Origin of the sequence: Streptomyces armeniacus (assembly GCF_003355155.1) — a bacterium.
Classification (GTDB): domain Bacteria; phylum Actinomycetota; class Actinomycetes; order Streptomycetales; family Streptomycetaceae; genus Streptomyces; species Streptomyces armeniacus.
In genome coordinates this window covers 1633135-1648088 of record NZ_CP031320.1, presented here as the reverse complement: position 1 = coordinate 1648088, position 14954 = coordinate 1633135, and the positions used below count along the sequence as shown (strand labels likewise).

The 14954-nt window shown below is 71.8% G+C and carries 14 protein-coding genes; 6 read left to right on the top strand and 8 right to left on the bottom strand.

The annotated features are described in order from the left end of the window. The first annotated feature begins 13 nt into the window (after nucleotides 1-13). The gene (locus tag DVA86_RS07255; protein ID WP_208876726.1) at nucleotides 14-775 is read left to right on the top strand and encodes a DeoR/GlpR family DNA-binding transcription regulator; all 762 of its coding nucleotides are present in this window, start codon (nucleotides 14-16) and stop codon (nucleotides 773-775) included. 14 nt (nucleotides 776-789) lie between these two features. On the opposite strand, the gene DVA86_RS07250 is transcribed toward DVA86_RS07255, so the two are convergent. Next, the gene (locus tag DVA86_RS07250) at nucleotides 790-1833 is read right to left on the bottom strand and encodes a LacI family DNA-binding transcriptional regulator (RefSeq protein ID WP_208876724.1); all 1044 of its coding nucleotides are present in this window, start codon (nucleotides 1831-1833) and stop codon (nucleotides 790-792) included. A 237-nt stretch (nucleotides 1834-2070) separates the two neighbouring features. Between DVA86_RS07250 and DVA86_RS07245 the strand changes: the two genes are divergently transcribed. The 5 genes from DVA86_RS07245 to DVA86_RS07225 are packed head-to-tail and all read left to right on the top strand — an operon-like array spanning nucleotide 2071 to nucleotide 7907. After that, nucleotides 2071-3078 (top strand): zinc-dependent alcohol dehydrogenase, encoded by a 1008-nt coding sequence (locus DVA86_RS07245; protein ID WP_208876723.1) that lies wholly within the window; start codon nucleotides 2071-2073, stop codon nucleotides 3076-3078. Beyond that, nucleotides 3068-3646 carry a TRAP transporter small permease gene (locus DVA86_RS07240; RefSeq protein WP_222623298.1) on the top strand — a complete coding sequence of 193 codons (579 nt, stop codon included), beginning with the start codon at nucleotides 3068-3070 and terminating at the stop codon, nucleotides 3644-3646. The genes DVA86_RS07245 and DVA86_RS07240 overlap by 11 nt, the downstream gene beginning before the upstream one ends. A gap of 3 nt (nucleotides 3647-3649) precedes the next feature. Next, a complete protein-coding gene (locus DVA86_RS07235; protein ID WP_208876722.1) occupies nucleotides 3650-4924 on the top strand; it encodes a TRAP transporter large permease in 1275 nt (424 codons plus the stop codon). Nucleotides 4925-4929: 5 nt separating this feature from the next. Continuing rightward, nucleotides 4930-5994 (top strand): DctP family TRAP transporter solute-binding subunit, encoded by a 1065-nt coding sequence (locus DVA86_RS07230; RefSeq protein WP_222623297.1) that lies wholly within the window; start codon nucleotides 4930-4932, stop codon nucleotides 5992-5994. A gap of 47 nt (nucleotides 5995-6041) precedes the next feature. Continuing rightward, nucleotides 6042-7907, top strand: a complete 1866-nt coding sequence (locus DVA86_RS07225; RefSeq protein WP_208876720.1) for a bifunctional sugar phosphate isomerase/epimerase/4-hydroxyphenylpyruvate dioxygenase family protein — start codon at nucleotides 6042-6044, stop codon at nucleotides 7905-7907. A 25-nt stretch (nucleotides 7908-7932) separates the two neighbouring features. Here DVA86_RS07225 and DVA86_RS07220 read toward each other — a convergent pair whose 3' ends face one another. The 7 genes from DVA86_RS07220 to DVA86_RS07190 form a co-directional block, all read right to left on the bottom strand. Next, the gene (locus DVA86_RS07220) at nucleotides 7933-8931 is read right to left on the bottom strand and encodes a zinc-binding dehydrogenase (protein WP_222623296.1); all 999 of its coding nucleotides are present in this window, start codon (nucleotides 8929-8931) and stop codon (nucleotides 7933-7935) included. Further along, on the bottom strand, nucleotides 8928-9773 hold the full coding sequence (locus DVA86_RS07215) for an ABC transporter permease (protein WP_208876718.1): 846 nt from the start codon (nucleotides 9771-9773) through the stop codon (nucleotides 8928-8930). Before DVA86_RS07215 ends, DVA86_RS07220 begins: the two co-directional genes overlap by 4 nt. A gap of 13 nt (nucleotides 9774-9786) precedes the next feature. Beyond that, nucleotides 9787-10596 (bottom strand): ABC transporter ATP-binding protein, encoded by an 810-nt coding sequence (locus DVA86_RS07210; RefSeq protein WP_222623295.1) that lies wholly within the window; start codon nucleotides 10594-10596, stop codon nucleotides 9787-9789. Nucleotides 10597-10889: 293 nt separating this feature from the next. Continuing rightward, complete coding sequence (locus DVA86_RS07205; protein ID WP_208876715.1) at nucleotides 10890-11918, bottom strand: ABC transporter substrate-binding protein; 1029 nt, start codon at nucleotides 11916-11918, stop codon at nucleotides 10890-10892. Nucleotides 11919-12092: 174 nt separating this feature from the next. Then, on the bottom strand, nucleotides 12093-12869 hold the full coding sequence (locus tag DVA86_RS07200) for an SDR family NAD(P)-dependent oxidoreductase (protein ID WP_208876713.1): 777 nt from the start codon (nucleotides 12867-12869) through the stop codon (nucleotides 12093-12095). A 40-nt stretch (nucleotides 12870-12909) separates the two neighbouring features. After that, nucleotides 12910-13701, bottom strand: coding sequence for an enoyl-CoA hydratase/isomerase family protein (locus tag DVA86_RS07195; RefSeq protein WP_208876712.1), 792 nt, complete (start codon nucleotides 13699-13701; stop codon nucleotides 12910-12912). A 103-nt stretch (nucleotides 13702-13804) separates the two neighbouring features. Continuing rightward, complete coding sequence (locus DVA86_RS07190; RefSeq protein ID WP_208876710.1) at nucleotides 13805-14953, bottom strand: acetyl-CoA C-acetyltransferase; 1149 nt, start codon at nucleotides 14951-14953, stop codon at nucleotides 13805-13807. Between the last annotated feature and the right edge of the window lies 1 nt (nucleotide 14954).

Here is a 14954-nt window from a genome sequence, read left to right as displayed (position 1 = left end):
GAAGGGCTCGCGCGTGCTTGCCGCAGAACGCCACCGCAGGATCGTCGCCGAACTCTCCCGGCTCGACTTCGTCACCACCGACCACCTCACCACGCTCCTGCGCGTGTCCCACGAGACCGTACGGCGCGACCTCGCGCTCCTCGAACAGCGCGGCGAACTCCTGCGCATCCACGGCGGCGCCACCACCCGCCAGGCTCCCGTCGGCGAGGAAGCCCCCTTCACCGAACGCACAGGCGCCCACGCGGCGGAGAAGGAATCCATCGGACGCGCGGCGGCGGCGCTGGTCCGCCCGCACCAGACCGTCGTCATCGACGTCGGCACCACCGCACTGGAAGTCGCCCGCGCCCTGCCCGCCGACCACACCGGCGTCGTCGCCACGCCCTCGCTCCTCGTCGCCGCCGAGGTCAGCACCAGGCCCGGCATCGACGTCCTCGTCAGCGGCGGCCGGCTGCGCCCCGGCGACCTCGCCTGCTCCAACGCCCAGACCGTGGCGTTCTTCGGCAACCTGCGCGCCGACGCCGCCTTCATCGGCTCCGGCGGCATCGCCCCCTACGGCCTGACCGACTACCACCTCGACGAGGTCGCCACCAAGCACGCCATCCTCGACAACACCACCACCAGCTACGTCCTCGCCGACTCCAGCAAGTTCGGCCGTACCGCCGCGCACCGCGTCTGCGGCCTCGACGGCTTCGACGCCCTCATCACCGACCAGGAGGCCGACGCCGACCTCCAGGCCGCGCTCACGCGCGCGGGCACCGGGGTCCACGTGGCCTGAACGTACGCGGGGCCTCAGCGGGCACCGGCGCGGGGCGGGGCGCCCGCTGCGGGGGCGGGTCCGGTGGAGTGGCGGATGACCAGGTGCGAGGGGAACACCACCTGGCCGTGCGGCGCCCCCGCGGGCTCCTGGTCGCGCATGCCCAGCAGCATGTCGACCGCCGTCCGGCCGGTCTCCTCGAACGGGCCGGCGAGGGTGGTCAGCGGCGGAGAGCAGAAGTCGGCGCCGAATATGTCGTCGTAGCCCACCACGCTGACCTCCGCGGGCACGCGGACGCCGCGCTGGGCGAACCGGCGGAGCATGCCGATGGCCATGAGGTCGTTGTGCGCGACGGCCGCCGAGGCGCCGGAGCCCAGCGCGGCGTCCGCGGCGGCGGCGCCGCCCGCCACGGAGGGCGGGAAGGGGCCGAGTTTGGCCGCCGACATCCCGAACCGGTGCGCGGCCGCCGCCAGGGCGTGCCAGCGCCGGACACCCGGCCACGACATGCGCGGGCCGATCAGGTACACCACCGACCGGTGGCCGAGCGAGGCCAGGTGCTCGACGATCTGCCGGGTGCCCTCCGCGTGGTCGACGATCGCGCTGGCCACGCCGTCCACCTGGCGGCTGACGAGGGTCAGCCGGTGTCCCTCCGCCAGCTCCCGGATGCGCTTGTCCACCATCCTGCTGGCGGCGATGACAAACCCGTCGACCGAGGGCCCGAGCCGCTGGATGTTGCGCGCCTCGACCTCGGGTGACTCCTCCGTGTCGCCGACGATCAGCGTGCAGCCCGCGGCCCGCGCCTGGTGCTCAGCGCCCCGGATGATGCCGAAGAAGTGCGGGTTGGTGATGTCCGAGACGAACAGCGCGAGGGTCTGCGTACGACCGGACGGCAGGGCGCGCGCCAGCGGGTTGGTCTGGTAGCCGAGCCGCTCTGCGACCTCGCGTACGTGCTCGCGGGTCCGTGCGCTGACGCGGTCCGGCTTGGCGAGCGCCCGCGACACCGTGGAGGCCGCCACTCCCGCCGCACGCGCGACGTCGTAGATCGTCGGCCGCCGGCCGCCGCCGCGTCCGCTGTTCACCGGCACCGCGCCTCCGCTCGCTCTCCCCGCTCTTGCCGCTCTGCCCGCTCTCCCCGCTCCGCCCGAGGTGGCCGGGCCCGCCGGCTCCCGGCGGGCCAGTGTGGCAACTTTTGGCAACCGATTGCCACCCCTCCCCCGCGGTCCTAATGTCACCGCAACCTTCCAGCCACGTGTGGCGGCCGTCACAGCAACGCGCCCCCGGCCGCCCGGACTTCGGAGAGGACGGGAACGGGTCTCATGCGAGCGATCGTCCTGACGCGGCCCCGCCGGATCGAGGTCGCGGCCGGCTGGCCGGAGCCACGGCCGGGTGCCGCCGACGTCGTCGTGGCGGTACGGGCCGTCGGGCTCTGCGGCTCCGACCTGAGCGTGTACGACGGCACTCGCCCGGTGCCGTACCTGCCGTGGGTCATGGGGCACGAGGGCGGGGGCGAGATCGTCGCCGTCGGCTCCGCCGTCACCGACCGCCGGGCCGGCCAGCGCGTGGTCGTCGAGCCCAACTACTGCTGCCTGGCCTGTCCCGGCTGCCGCAGCGGCACCACCTCCGCCTGCGAACGCCGGCAGAGCGCCGGGATCAACGTGCCCGGGCTGCTCGCCGAACGCGTCGCGGTGCCGGCGCGCTTCACGTGGCCGGTGCCGGCGACCGTCCCGGACGAGGCGCTGGCCTGCGTCGAGCCCCTCGCGGTGGCGCGCTCCGCCGTCCGCAGGTCGGACGTGGGCGACGGCGACGCGTGCCTCGTCGTCGGGGCGGGCTCGCAGGGCCTGCTGGTCTGCCAGACGCTGCTGGCCGCAGGCGCCCGCGCGTACGTCACCGACCCGCACGAGGGCAGGCTCGCGCTCGCGGAGAGCATCGGCGCCGAGCCGGTGGACCCGGCGCGGGCGCGGGGCTACGCGACGGTGTTCGACACCGTGGGCCTGCCGGAGGCGTGGGAGACGTCCCAGCGCGCCGTGGCCACCGGCGGCACCGTCGTCATGATCGGCATGGGCGCGCGGCCCGTACCGCTGTCCACCATGGCGCTGGCCCGCCGTCAGCTCGTGGTCAGGGGCTCCCTCATCTACGACCACCCCGGCGACTTCGCCGCCACCCTCGCGGCCCTGGCCGCGGACGGCGGACTCGCGCCCGGCCGGGTCCTGCACGCGGAGACCCCGCCCGAACGGGCCGCGGACGCCTTCGCCCAGGCCCGTACGGCGCCGGGCAAGTCCTGGATCAACCTCACGAGTTGGCGGGAGGACGCACGTGACCGGTGACGAGGCGACCCCCCGGCAGCGTGCACGGCCCGCCGTGCTCCGCCGGCTGTCGGCGGCCGAGGCCGCCGTGGGCGGGCTGCTGCTGGCGCTGATCTTCGTGCTGACGCTGCTGCAGGCGGCGCAGCGGTACCTGCCCGGCGGCGGCTGGGTGTGGACCGGCGAACTGGCGCAGTTCGGCCTCGTCTGGCTGACGTTCGCCATGGCCGGCCATCTGGCCGCGCGCGACGGCCACGTCACGCTCAAGGTGGTCGACACCGTCGCGGGCCCGCGGGTCCTGAGGCTGGTGGGCATCTTCGCCAACCTGACGGTGGCGGTCGTCTGCCTGAACCTCGCGTACGAGGCGTACGCGCTGGTCACCGACGGTTCGCAGCAGACGTCGCCCGCCCTGGACATGCCGCTCGGCTGGCTCTACGTGATCCCCCTCGCGGGGCTGCTGCTGACCACCGTCCGCTCCGTGGTCGCCGTCTTCCTGCCGGAGCCGGAGACCGACGACGGCCCCGCCGTCCACGCCCCCGCCGTCCACGGCGCCGCGCCGGACGCCGGACCGGCCGAACACGAGGAGCCCTGACGCATGACCATGCCGCTGCTGGCCGCCTCCATCGCCGTGCTGCTCCTGCTGCGTGTGCCGGTCGCCTTCGCGCTGCTCGGGCCCTCGCTCACGTACGTGACGATGAACGGCTACTCGCTGGGCCTGAGCACCCGTCAGGTCGTCGACTCCATCGACAGCTTCCCGCTGCTGGCCGTGCCACTGTTCATCCTGGTCGGGGTGGTGGCCAACCGGTCCGGCATCGCCGACCGCATCTTCGACTTCGCGCTGGCGGCCATCGGCCGCGTACGGGGCAGCCTCGGCTACGTCAACATCGGCGTCAGCCTGGGCTTCTCCTGGATGAGCGGCTCCGCGCTCGCCGACGCCGCCGGGCTCGGCAAGGTCGAGGTGCCCGCGATGGTCCGCAGGGGCTACCCCAAGCGCTTCGCCGTCGGCATCACCGCGGCGTCCAGCCTGATCGGCCCGGTCATGCCGCCGAGCATCCCCGCGGTCGTGTACGCGGGCATCGCCGGGGTGTCGACCGGCGCGCTGTTCGCCGCCTCGGTCGCGCCCGCCTTCCTGCTGGCCGCCGGGCTCGCGGTGATGGTGTACGTCCTGGTGCGCCGTCAGCCGGGCATCCAGGACCAGCCCTTCGAGTGGCAGCGGCTGCGGGCGGCCACGCTGCGGGTGCTGGCGCCGCTCGGCGCACCGGTGATCATTCTCGGCGGCATACTCGGCGGCGTCTTCACCCCCACCGAGGCCGCCGCCGTCGGCGCCGCGTACGTGCTGGCGCTCGGCTTCGCGGACCGCCGGCTGCGGCTGCGCGACCTGCCCTCGATCGCCCGCGAGACCGCCTCGACGACGGCCTCGATCATGCTGATCATCGGGGCCTCCGGGCTGCTCGGCTGGATCCTCGCCCGCGAACGGGTGCCCCAGTCGGTGGCGGACGCCTTCCTGAGCGTCACCGACAGCCCCGTCGTCTTCCTGCTTCTGGTCAATCTGCTGCTGATCGTCCTCGGCGCGGTCCTCGAGGGCATCTCCGTACTGGTCATCGCCGTGCCGATCCTGCTGCCGATCGCGGAGGAGTTCGGCATCGACCCGATGCACTTCGGCGTCGTCGTCATCGTCAACCTCATGATCGGACTGCTGACCCCGCCCATCGGTGCGGTGCTGTACGTGATGAGCCCGGTCAGCGGCCTGCCGGTGCACGAGGTGTTCCGCGGCACGGCGCCCTTCCTGATCCCCCTGACCGCGGTGCTGCTGCTGGTGACCTTCGTACCGTCCACCGCCACCTTCCTGCCCGCACTGCTCGGGCTCTGACGCCCGTGCACCGGCCGAACCCGAAGTACCTCAACGACGAGGAGGAAGCGATGCAGAGCAAGGCGACGCGATTCCGTACGACGGCGGCCCTGTGCGCGGCCGCCCTGCTGGCGGCCGGCTGTACGGCGATGAGCGACGACAAGGGCGGCGGCGACGGCGGCACCGTCAAGCTGTCGTTCGCCAACAGCTACACGCCCGAGCACCCGCACACCCGCTGCGGCGTCGAGGCGGTGGCCGACGACATGCGCGAGCAGGACAACGGCGTCGAGATCGAGACGTTCCCCAACAGCCAGCTCGGCGACGACACGGCCCGCGTCACCTCCGTCATGGACGGCGACATCGACATGGACGTGCAGGGCTCCTCGGCGCTCGCCGAGGTGTACGCGCCGATCGGCGTGCTCGACATGGCGTACGCCTTCGACGGACCCGACCAGCTGTTCAGGTTCTTCGACAGCGACGCCGGCAGGGAGCTGAAGGACACGTTCGCCGAGAAGACCGGGATGCGGGTGCTCGACGTGTGGTTCTTCGGCATGCGGCACTTCTCGGCCAACGAGCCCGTACGCGAGCCCGGCGACCTCGGGGGCCTGCGGATGCGCTTCCCCGATTCGAAGGTCTATCTGGAGAACGCCAAGGCCCTCGGCGCCAAGGCCACCACGGTCGCCTTCGAGGAGCTGTACCTGAGCCTCCAGCGCGGCGTCGTCGACGGTCAGGAGAACCCCATCCCCACCGTCGTCGAGATGAGCATGGAGGAGGTGCAGAGCCACGTCAGCCTCACCGGCCACCAGACGGGCTCCCAGTTGATAGTCGTCAACGAGGACAGCTGGCAGCGGCTCTCCGGCGAACAGCGGCGGGCCCTGCAGAAGTCGGTGTCCGGCACCCGTGCGGAGAACCGCGAGTGCGTCGAGCGGGAAGAGGCCCGCATCCTCAAGCAGTGGGCGGAGAAGGGCAAGCCCGAGGTGGTCGAGGACGTGGACCGCGAGGCGTTCCGCGGCAAGGCCGAGGCGTACTTCACCGAGAACCTGAAGGGCGGGCAGCGCGAACTCTACGACGCCGTACGCGCCGCCGGATGACCCGTACGCCCGCGCTCGCACGCGCCCCCACGCGAGAGGTGAGGAACATGCGCCGGTCCATCGCCACCGTATGCCTGTCCGGCACGCTGGAGGACAAGCTGGCCGCGGCGGCCGCCGCGGGGTTCGACGGGGTCGAGGTCTTCGAGAACGACCTCATCGCGTCGCCGCTCACCCCCCGGCGGATACGCGCGCGGTGCGCGGAACTCGGCCTGTCGGTCGATCTGTACCAGCCCTTCCGTGACTTCGAGGCGGTCGGCCCCCGCCTCCACGAGCGGGCGTTGCGCCGGGCGGAGCGCAAGTTCGACCTCATGGAGCAGCTGGGCGCGCCCATGATGCTGGTGTGCTCGTCGGTGTCGCCGGACGCGGTGGACGACGACGACCTCGCCGCCGGGGAGCTGCACGCGCTCGCCGAACGCGCCGCCGCCCGCGGCCTGAAGGTCGCCTACGAGGCGCTCGCCTGGGGCCGGCACGTCGACACGTGGGAGCACTCCGCCGAGATCGTGCGCCGCGCCGGGCATCCCGCGCTCGGCCTGTGCCTGGACAGCTTCCACGTCCTGTCCCGCGGCGGGGACCTCGGCGCGCTGAGCGGCTTCCCCGGCGAGAAGCTGTTCTTCCTCCAGCTGTCCGACGCGCCCTGGCTGCGGATGGACGTCCTGCAGTGGAGCCGGCACTACCGCCTCTTCCCCGGCCAGGGCGGCTTCGACCTCGCCGCCTTCGTCAGCCGGGTCCTCGCGGCGGGTTACCGGGGGCCGCTGTCCCTGGAGGTCTTCAACGACGTCTTCCGGCAATCGGCCCCCGACCGGGCGGCGGTCGACGCGATGCGATCCCTGATCACGCTCGAAGAGGACCTCGGCCGCCGCCACCCCGAGGCCGCCGCGGCTGTACGCGATCCCGCCGCGCCGCCGTCCGCCCCCGAACCGGCCGGGTACGCGTTCGTCGAACTCGCCGTCGGCGGCACCTCGGGGCCGCAGATCGCACAGGCGCTCGCCGCCATGGGCTTCGCCCACGCCGGCCGGCACCGCAGCAGGCCGGTGGAGTTGTGGCAGCAGGGCGGCGCCCGCGTCCTGCTCGACAGCGGCGCCGCCGCGGCCGGCGAACGTACCGAGGTCAGCGCCCTCGCCGTCGGGACCGGCGATCCGGCGCGCGCCGCGCGACGCGCGGAGGCGCTACTCACGCCGGCGCACCCGCCCGCGGACGGCTCGGCCGGCACCCGGCTGACGTCCGTCAACGCCCCCGACGGCACCCGGGTGTTCTTCTGCCGCACCGGCGCGGACGCCCCCGGCGGCTGGCTCGGCGACTTCCTCCTCACCGGCGCCGGCCACGCGTCGCCCGCCGGCCTCGCCGGCCTCGCCGGCCTCACCGGCATCGACCACGTCGCGCTGTCGCAGCCGTTCGACTTCTTCGACGAGGCCACCCTCTTCTACCGCTCCCTGCTCGGCCTCGATCCCCAGCACGACGCCGAGTACGCCGCCCCGTTCGGCCTGGTGCGCAGCCGGGCGGTCGCCGACGCCGGACGCCGGGTCCGCATCGTGCTCGACGGCACCGTGCTCCGCCGCGGCACCTGGGCCCCCGGCGTCCCCGACCCGCAGCACATCGCCTTCGCCACGGACGACATCTTCGCCACCGCCCGCGTGCTGCGGGAGCGCGGGGCACCGCTGCTCGCCGTGTCGGAGAACTACTACGACGACCTCGACGCCCGCCTCGCCCCCGACCCGGAGCTGCTGGCCGCCATGCGCGAGTGCCACGTCCTCTACGACCGCGACGAGCACGGCGAGTTCTTCCACACGTACACCGCCGTCCTCGGCTCCCGGATCTTCTTCGAGGTGGTGCAGCGGGTGGGCGGCTACGCGGGCTACGGAGCGGTCAACGCCCCCGTACGGATGGCCGCCCACCACGCGGCCCGCACCGCGTAAACCGTACGGGTGCGAGGGGCGTTGCTCACGGTCCGGGCTCCAGGCTCACGACCACCTTGAGCCGGCCCGGAGCGGGCGTGACGGCCAGGTCGTAGGCGCGCTGGACCTCGTCCGCCCCGAAGGTGTGCGTCACCGTGAGCGCGAACAGCTCGGGGTGGGCGCGCAGATACGCGTCCGCCTCGGCCAGCATCCGCCGGCGGTCCGAGGTGCCGCCCGCCATGAGGGTGAGGTTCTTACGGAGCATCGCGTCCATGTCGATCGTCTGCACGGGATCGTCCGGCACGCCGAAGTAGAACACCCGCCCGGCGGAAGCGGCGGCGTGCACCGCGTGGTTGAGCGTCGACGCCTGATGCCCGATCGCCTCGACGACGACGTCCGGCCGTGCGTCCGCCGCGAGGCCGGCGGCCCACGTACCCGTGGCGGCCCAGTGCGGTGCGTCGATGCCGAAGTCCCGGGCGGTGTCCGACCGGTCGACCCGGTCGACCCCGATGACGCGGCGTGCTCCGCGGTTCTTCAGCACATGGGCGAAGAGCAGGCCGATGGGGCCGAGGCCCAGCACGGCGCACACGTCGTCGGTCACGTCACCGGTGCGCTCCACCGCGTAGAGCACACACGCCAGCGGCTGGAGCAGCACGGCCTGCTCCGGGGCGACCGGAGCGTCGTAGCCGCTCAGGCTCGCGGAGTCGGTGACGACGTACTCGGCCATCCCGTCGAACGCGGTGGCCCAGCCGACCACGTGCTGACCGGGCTCGAATGCGGGGTCGGTCGTGGCGACGACGGTTCCGGCCACCTCGTGCATCGGGAATCCCGGCCGTCCGATGGCGCTCCGGGCGTTCCCCGCCGGCTCCCAACGGCCCGGCGTACCCAGGAAGAAGGGCACGTCGCTGCCGCAGATGCCGCCGGCCAGCACCTTCAGCAACACCTGTCCGGGCCCCAGTTGGCCGGCCCCGGGCCGCGGCACCTCCACGGAGCCGAACGTGGCGGGAGCCGTGAGGGCCTTGGCCCACATCGACCCGCCGGTCACGACGTCTGCTGCCAGACGAGCAGGCGCTTCTCGGCGGCGGTGAACAGCCAGTTCATGGCGACGGCGATGACCATCAGCTCCACCAGGATCGCGAAGACGGTGTTGATCTGGTACGAGGACGAGTAGAGCACGATCTCCTGGCCCAGGCCGCCCGTAGCGGCGACCATCTCCGAGGCCACGACGCCGAGCAGCGCGTAGGTGAACGTCAGCCGCAGGCCCGCGAACATCGTCGGCACGGCGGACGGCAGCACCACCTTCGTCAGCAGCGAGACCCGCTTCAGTCCGACGACGCGCGCCATCGTCATCAGGTCGCTGTCGACAGAACGCACCGTGGAGCGGGCGTTCTCGGCGAGGATGAAGAAGACCATGCTGACGGCCAGTACGACCTTCGAGGTCATCGTCAGCCCGAACCAGGCGATGAACAGGGGCGCCAGTGCGATCCGCGGGACGCTGTTGATCGGCGCCAGGAACGGCCCGAAGATCGCGTTCAGTGTCGGGCTGAGCCCGAGCACCAGACCGGCGACCGTACCGGCCACCGAGCCGACCACGAACGAGACAGCGACCGCGGCAGCCGTCGCCCGCAGTGAGGACAGCCCCTTCTCCGAGGGCAGGTAGTCGACGATGGCCGTCCAGATCCCGCTGGGCTGCCCGTACAGGTTCCGGTCGGCCCAGCCCTGGCTCGAGGCGGTCTCCCACAGCACCAGGAAGGCGACGCAGATCAGGACCTGGGCGGCGTGGACGAACGCCTTGGACTGCACGAGGTGAAGCGGGGCGGCGGACGTCTTCCGTGCCCCGGCACCCGCGCCCTGCCGTGAGCGCGCCTTCTCGGTGGTCGTGGTCATGGGTGTCCGCCCTTCAGCTCGCGCCCCGAGGCGGCCGGTCGCCGATGGCGCCCTCCAGCCGCTCGAAGAGGTCGTGGTGGATGCGCTTGAACTCGTCCGAGAACTGGATCTCTCCCAGGTCCTCGGCGCGGGGCCGCGGCAGATCGACGACCCCGTCGTCGGCGATGCGGCCGGGGTTGGGCAGCATGACGATCACGCGGTCGGCCAGCAGCACCGCCTCCTGGAGGTCGTGCGTGACGAAGATGACCGTCTTACGGGTGTCGCTGCCCTGGTGCTGCTCCCAGATCCGCAGGAACTCCGCCTGGAGGGTCAGCTTGGTACGGGCGTCCAGCGCGGCGAAGGGCTCGTCCATGAGCAGGATGGACGGGTCGGGCGCCAGCGTCCGTGCCAGCGCGGCCCGCTGGCGCATGCCCTGCGACAACTGGAGGCGGTACTGGGATTCGCGGCCCGACAGCCCGACGAGGTCGAGCATCTCGCGGGCGCGTTCGCGGCGTTTCGCGGGCGCCCAGCCGCGCGTCTCCAGGGGCAGTTCCACGTTCTTGCGCGCGGAGCGCCAGGGCAGCAGGGCGTCCCGCGCGAACATGTAGCCGATGTCCATGTTCGGCAGCTCGGGTGCGCGGCCCAGGAGCGTGACCTCGCCGCTCGTGGGCTGGACCAGCCCGGCGAGCATGTTCAGCATGGTCGTCTTGCCGCAGCCGCTGGCTCCGACCAGGGCCACGAACTGCCCCGCCGAGATCTCGGCGCTGACACCCTGGAGGGCCACGACCTCCCTGGCCCCGGCGGCGGAGCCGCGCTCGGCGCGCTTTCCCCGGAGCTGGAACACCTGATGCACGTCCCTGAACGAGATCAGCGGGGGCGTTCCCGATGCGGCTGTGATTTCGGGCCTCACGGCCGACCTGCTTTCCGTCCTGGCTGCCAACGTCACCATCTCCTCACCACCTGGAAGTCAGAGGTCCGCCGATGGGGCATGACGGCCGCGCCGCGGGGGCCCTCTGCCGGGTGACCGCAGTCACACCGAGAAAATCTCACGTTAAACGCGAGATAGCAATATCTGAGGCGGACCCCCGGACCCCGCACCGGGACCCCGGAACGCGCGCCGAACGGCCGATGGGGCGGTCAGCCCTGCGGCTTGACCAGGGTGTCGAACGTCGGCTTCGGACTTCCCTTGAGGATGCCGAGCTCCACGTACGAGTCGAACGTCGCGTCGAGCCTGCCCTTGTCGAGCTTCGTGGAGTAGTCGCCGTACGCCTGGTCGAGGACCAGTTCGGCGACCGGCTTGTCGACGCCGGTGTCCTTCTCCAGCATCGCCACGCTGGACTTCCGGTTCTCCGGGGCCTTGATGAACGCCAGAGCCTCCTCGACGGCAGCGCAGAACGCCTTCGCCTTCTCCGGCCGCTCCTCGAGGAACCTGGTGGGAGCCACCCAGCCGCTGCCGTAGTAGTCCTTGTACGCCTTGGGTCCATCCGGCATGTACAGCAGCGGCTTGCCGGACTTCGCGTTCAGGATGTGCTGGGTTCCGGTCGGGTTGACCTGGGCCACGTCGACGCTGCCCTTGCCGAGCGCCGCGATCGCGGCACTGCTGCCTCCGCCGAGGTTCACATAGGTGACGTCCTCGACACCGGCCTCCTCGAGCGCCGCCGCGAAGATCTTCTGCAGCCCGGAGCCGACCGGCGTCTGGATGCCGACCTTCTTGCCCTTGAGGGACTTCAGCACCTGCTGCCAGGTGGCGCCCTCCTCCGCCGACGGCAGCTCGGAGCCCTTCGGCGCCATCAGCGTGGTCTGCAGGACGTCGATGCCACCGCAGAAGAACGCGCCCTTGCTGCCGGCCTGCCAGCCCTGCCCCAGGGTGCCGACCGTCACCTGCCCGACATCCGACTTGGTCGCGTCGAGCCCTTGCATGCCCTGCAGGTTGGCGGGCTGCTCGGTGATGTCGATCTCGATGCCCCGCTTCTCGAAGAAACCTTCCTGCTCCGCCATCATCACCGGCAGCCGGTAGGACTGGGCGGCGAACATCATGACGCGGACCGGGCCGTCCTCCCCCTTGGACGACGCCTCCGTACCACCACCACCGCACGCGGCGGCCGAGCCGGCCACGAGCACGCCCGCCACGGCCAGCGCGGGGCGGGAAATCCTGTTCCTGTGCATTGCGCTACCTCCGTTGTCCAAGCCCTCGCACGTCCCACCGCACCTAGCTGATGCAGCATTTCACGTTCAACGGTAGATAATAAGGTTTGTGCATGAACAAGTCTGCGGCGAACCGCTCCGCGCGGGCCCGCCAGGGCCCGCCCGAAGCGCCGCCGCACGCCGGGCGGGCCCTCCTCAGTGCAGGCTCCAGCCGCCGTCCACGGGCAGCGTGATACCGGTGATGTACGAGCCCGCGTCCGAAGCCAGCAGCAGCAGGGCGCCGTACAGCTCACTGGTCTCGCCGACACGCCCCAGGGGCGTACGCGCGAGCACCTTCCCCGCACCCACCTCGGACTCCAGGAGCGGATCGGTCATCTCCGAGGAGAAGAAGCTGGGGGCGAGCGAGTTGACCCTGATGCCGTACCGTGCCGACCACTGCATGGCCAGGTCCCGGGTCATGCCGTTCATCCCGGCCTTCGACGAGGAGTACGCCACCTGCGGGATGGCGCCGCCGCTGATACCCAGCACCGACGACACGTTGACGACCGATCCGCCGTGCCGGGCGCCGATGCACGCGCGCCCGAACGCCTGGGCCATGTAGTAGGCGCCGACCAGGTTGATTCCCAGCACCCGGTTGAAGTCCTCGGGACGCTCCTTGTGCGCGGGGGCGGCGTGACCGACGCCCGCGTTGTTCACCAGGACGTGGACGTCGCCGAGTTGCTCCACCGCCGCGTCGACGAGCGCGTCGCAGTCCTCGGACCGCGAGACGTCCGTCGGCACGGCGATGCAGCGGCGGCCGGTGGCGGCGATCTTGCCCTTGACTTCCTGCAGGCGGTCGACCCGGCGGGCGGCGAGCACCACGTCGGCACCGGCATCGGCCAGCGCCTCGGCGAAACCGACACCCAGGCCCGACGAGGCCCCGGTGACGATGGCGACCTTGCCGTCGAGCCTGAACTGCTCCAACACACTCATACGGGACCTCTCGTGGATCGGTGGGTACGGCAGCCGGGAGTCACTCACCGCGGAAGACCGGCTCACGGCGCTCCTCGAACGCCTTGCGGCCCTCCGCGACATCGGCCGAAGCGAAGATCGCGGGCATGAGGTTCTCGCCCTCGCGGTAGTGGCCGCCGGCGGCTTTGTTGAGCGTCCACTTGGTGGCCGACACGGCGAGCGGGGCGCGCTTGGCCAGCCGGGCGGCGAGCGCGGTGTACTCCGCCACCAGGGACTCGTGCGGCACGACCTTGTTGACGAAGCCGAATTCGCGCGCCTCCTCCGCACTGACGTCGTCGGAGGTGTAGGCCATCCATGCGACCCGGCGGCGGCCGATCATGTCGATGCCGCGGGTGATCGTGACCGCCGGGACCAGGCCGTGGTTCATCTCGCGGAGGCCGAACCGGGCCTTGTCCGAGGCGATGGCCAGATCGCAGGCCAGGGCGATCTCGGTGCCGAAGCCGAAGGCGTACCCGTTGACGGCGGCGATGACGACCTTCCCGAGGCGCTCGATGGCCTCGAACGGCGCGTGTGCCAGCCGGATGAACCTGCGGCAGTTCCCCATGCTGTCGAACGTCATGCCCCCGAGGTCGGCGCCGGCCGAGAAGGCCTTGCCGTGGCCGCCGGTGAGGACCACGGCGCGGACTTGGGCGTCGTCCTCGAAACCGGAGATGGTCTCGGCCAGTTCCCCGAAGAGCGTCGGGCTGCCCGCGTTCAGTACGTCGGGCCGGTGCAGGGTGACCACGGCGTAGCCGTCCTGCGGGTACTTCTCGACGTACAGCGTCTCCCTGTCGACGCGTTCCATGTCAGCCATCTGCGGGTCCCTCTCACTGGAGAACTTGCTTTCTTACGTCCAACGTAAATATCTGACCACGAGACCGCACCGGCCCGGGCGGATCCGGGCGTACGCGGTGGGATCAGAGCGCTTCGACGATCGTGGCGTTGGCCATGCCCCCGCCCTCGCACATCGTCTGGAGGCCGTAACGACCGCCCATACGGCGGAGGTTGTGCACCAGCGTGGTCATCAGCCGGGCCCCGGTCGCGCCCAGCGGATGCCCCAGGGCGATGGCGCCGCCGAGCGGATTGGCACGGGCGGGATCGATGCCGAGTTCCCGCAGCCAGGCGAGCACCACGGGCGCGAACGCCTCGTTGATCTCGTACTGGTCGATCCCGTCGGCGGACAGTCCGGCCCGCTTCAGGGCCTGCCGGGTCGCGGGAATCGGCGCGGTCAGCATGAGGACCGGATCGGCGCCGGTCACGGTCATGGTGTGGATCCGTGCCAGCGGCGACAGGCCGTGACGCGAGACCGCGGCCTCGGACGCGACGACGAGCGCGGCCGCGCCGTCGGAGATCTGGCTGGAGACGGCGGCGGTGATCCTGCCGCCCTCGGTCAGGGTCTTCAGCCCGGCCATCTTCTCCAACGAAGTGTCCGCACGCGGACCCTCGTCCGCGTCCAGCGAGCCGAACGGCACGATCTCCTGGTCGAACGCTCCGGCCCGCTGCGCGTCGAGGGCTCGCCGGTGGCTGGTGAGCGCGAACTCCTCCATCGCCTCACGGGTGATCCCCCACCGCTCCGCGATGAGCTCGGCGCCACGGAACTGCGAGACCTCCTGGGTCCCGTAACGGGCGGTCCAGCCGGGGCTGTTGTACGGCGTGCCGAAGCCCTGCTGCTCGCCGACGACGGCCGGGCTGGAGATCGGCACGAGGCTCATCACCTCGACACCGCCGGCCACGACGAGGTCCTGGGTGCCGGACATGACGCCCTGGGCCGCGAAGTGCAGTGCCTGCTGCGACGATCCGCACTGCCGGTCGACGGTCGTGCCCGGAACGTGTTCGGGCAGGCCCGCCGACAGCCACGCGGTGCGGGCGATGTTCGTGGACTGGGCGCCGAGCTGGTCGACGCAGCCCAGGATCACGTCCTCGATGTCGCCGGCGTCGACTCCGGCCCGCTTCACGGCGGTCTCCAGGGCGTATCCGGCCAGATCGGCCGGGTGTACGTGGCTCAGACCGCCCTTCCTGCGCCCCACGGGGGTGCGGACGGCACTGACGATGTAGGCCTCGGCCACG

Excerpts from the sequence above, each read along its gene's own strand:
- DVA86_RS07215 (WP_208876718.1), bottom strand. The coding sequence starts at position 9,773 with ATGACCACGACCACCGAGAAGGCGCGCTCACGGCAGGGCGCGGGTGCC.
- DVA86_RS07205 (WP_208876715.1), bottom strand. The coding sequence starts at position 11,918 with ATGCACAGGAACAGGATTTCCCGCCCCGCGCTGGCCGTGGCGGGCGTG.
- DVA86_RS07225 (WP_208876720.1), top strand. The coding sequence starts at position 6,042 with ATGCGCCGGTCCATCGCCACCGTATGCCTGTCCGGCACGCTGGAGGAC.
- DVA86_RS07235 (WP_208876722.1), top strand. The coding sequence starts at position 3,650 with ATGACCATGCCGCTGCTGGCCGCCTCCATCGCCGTGCTGCTCCTGCTG.
- DVA86_RS07195 (WP_208876712.1), bottom strand. The coding sequence starts at position 13,701 with ATGGCTGACATGGAACGCGTCGACAGGGAGACGCTGTACGTCGAGAAG.
- DVA86_RS07245 (WP_208876723.1), top strand. The coding sequence starts at position 2,071 with ATGCGAGCGATCGTCCTGACGCGGCCCCGCCGGATCGAGGTCGCGGCC.
- DVA86_RS07200 (WP_208876713.1), bottom strand. The coding sequence starts at position 12,869 with ATGAGTGTGTTGGAGCAGTTCAGGCTCGACGGCAAGGTCGCCATCGTC.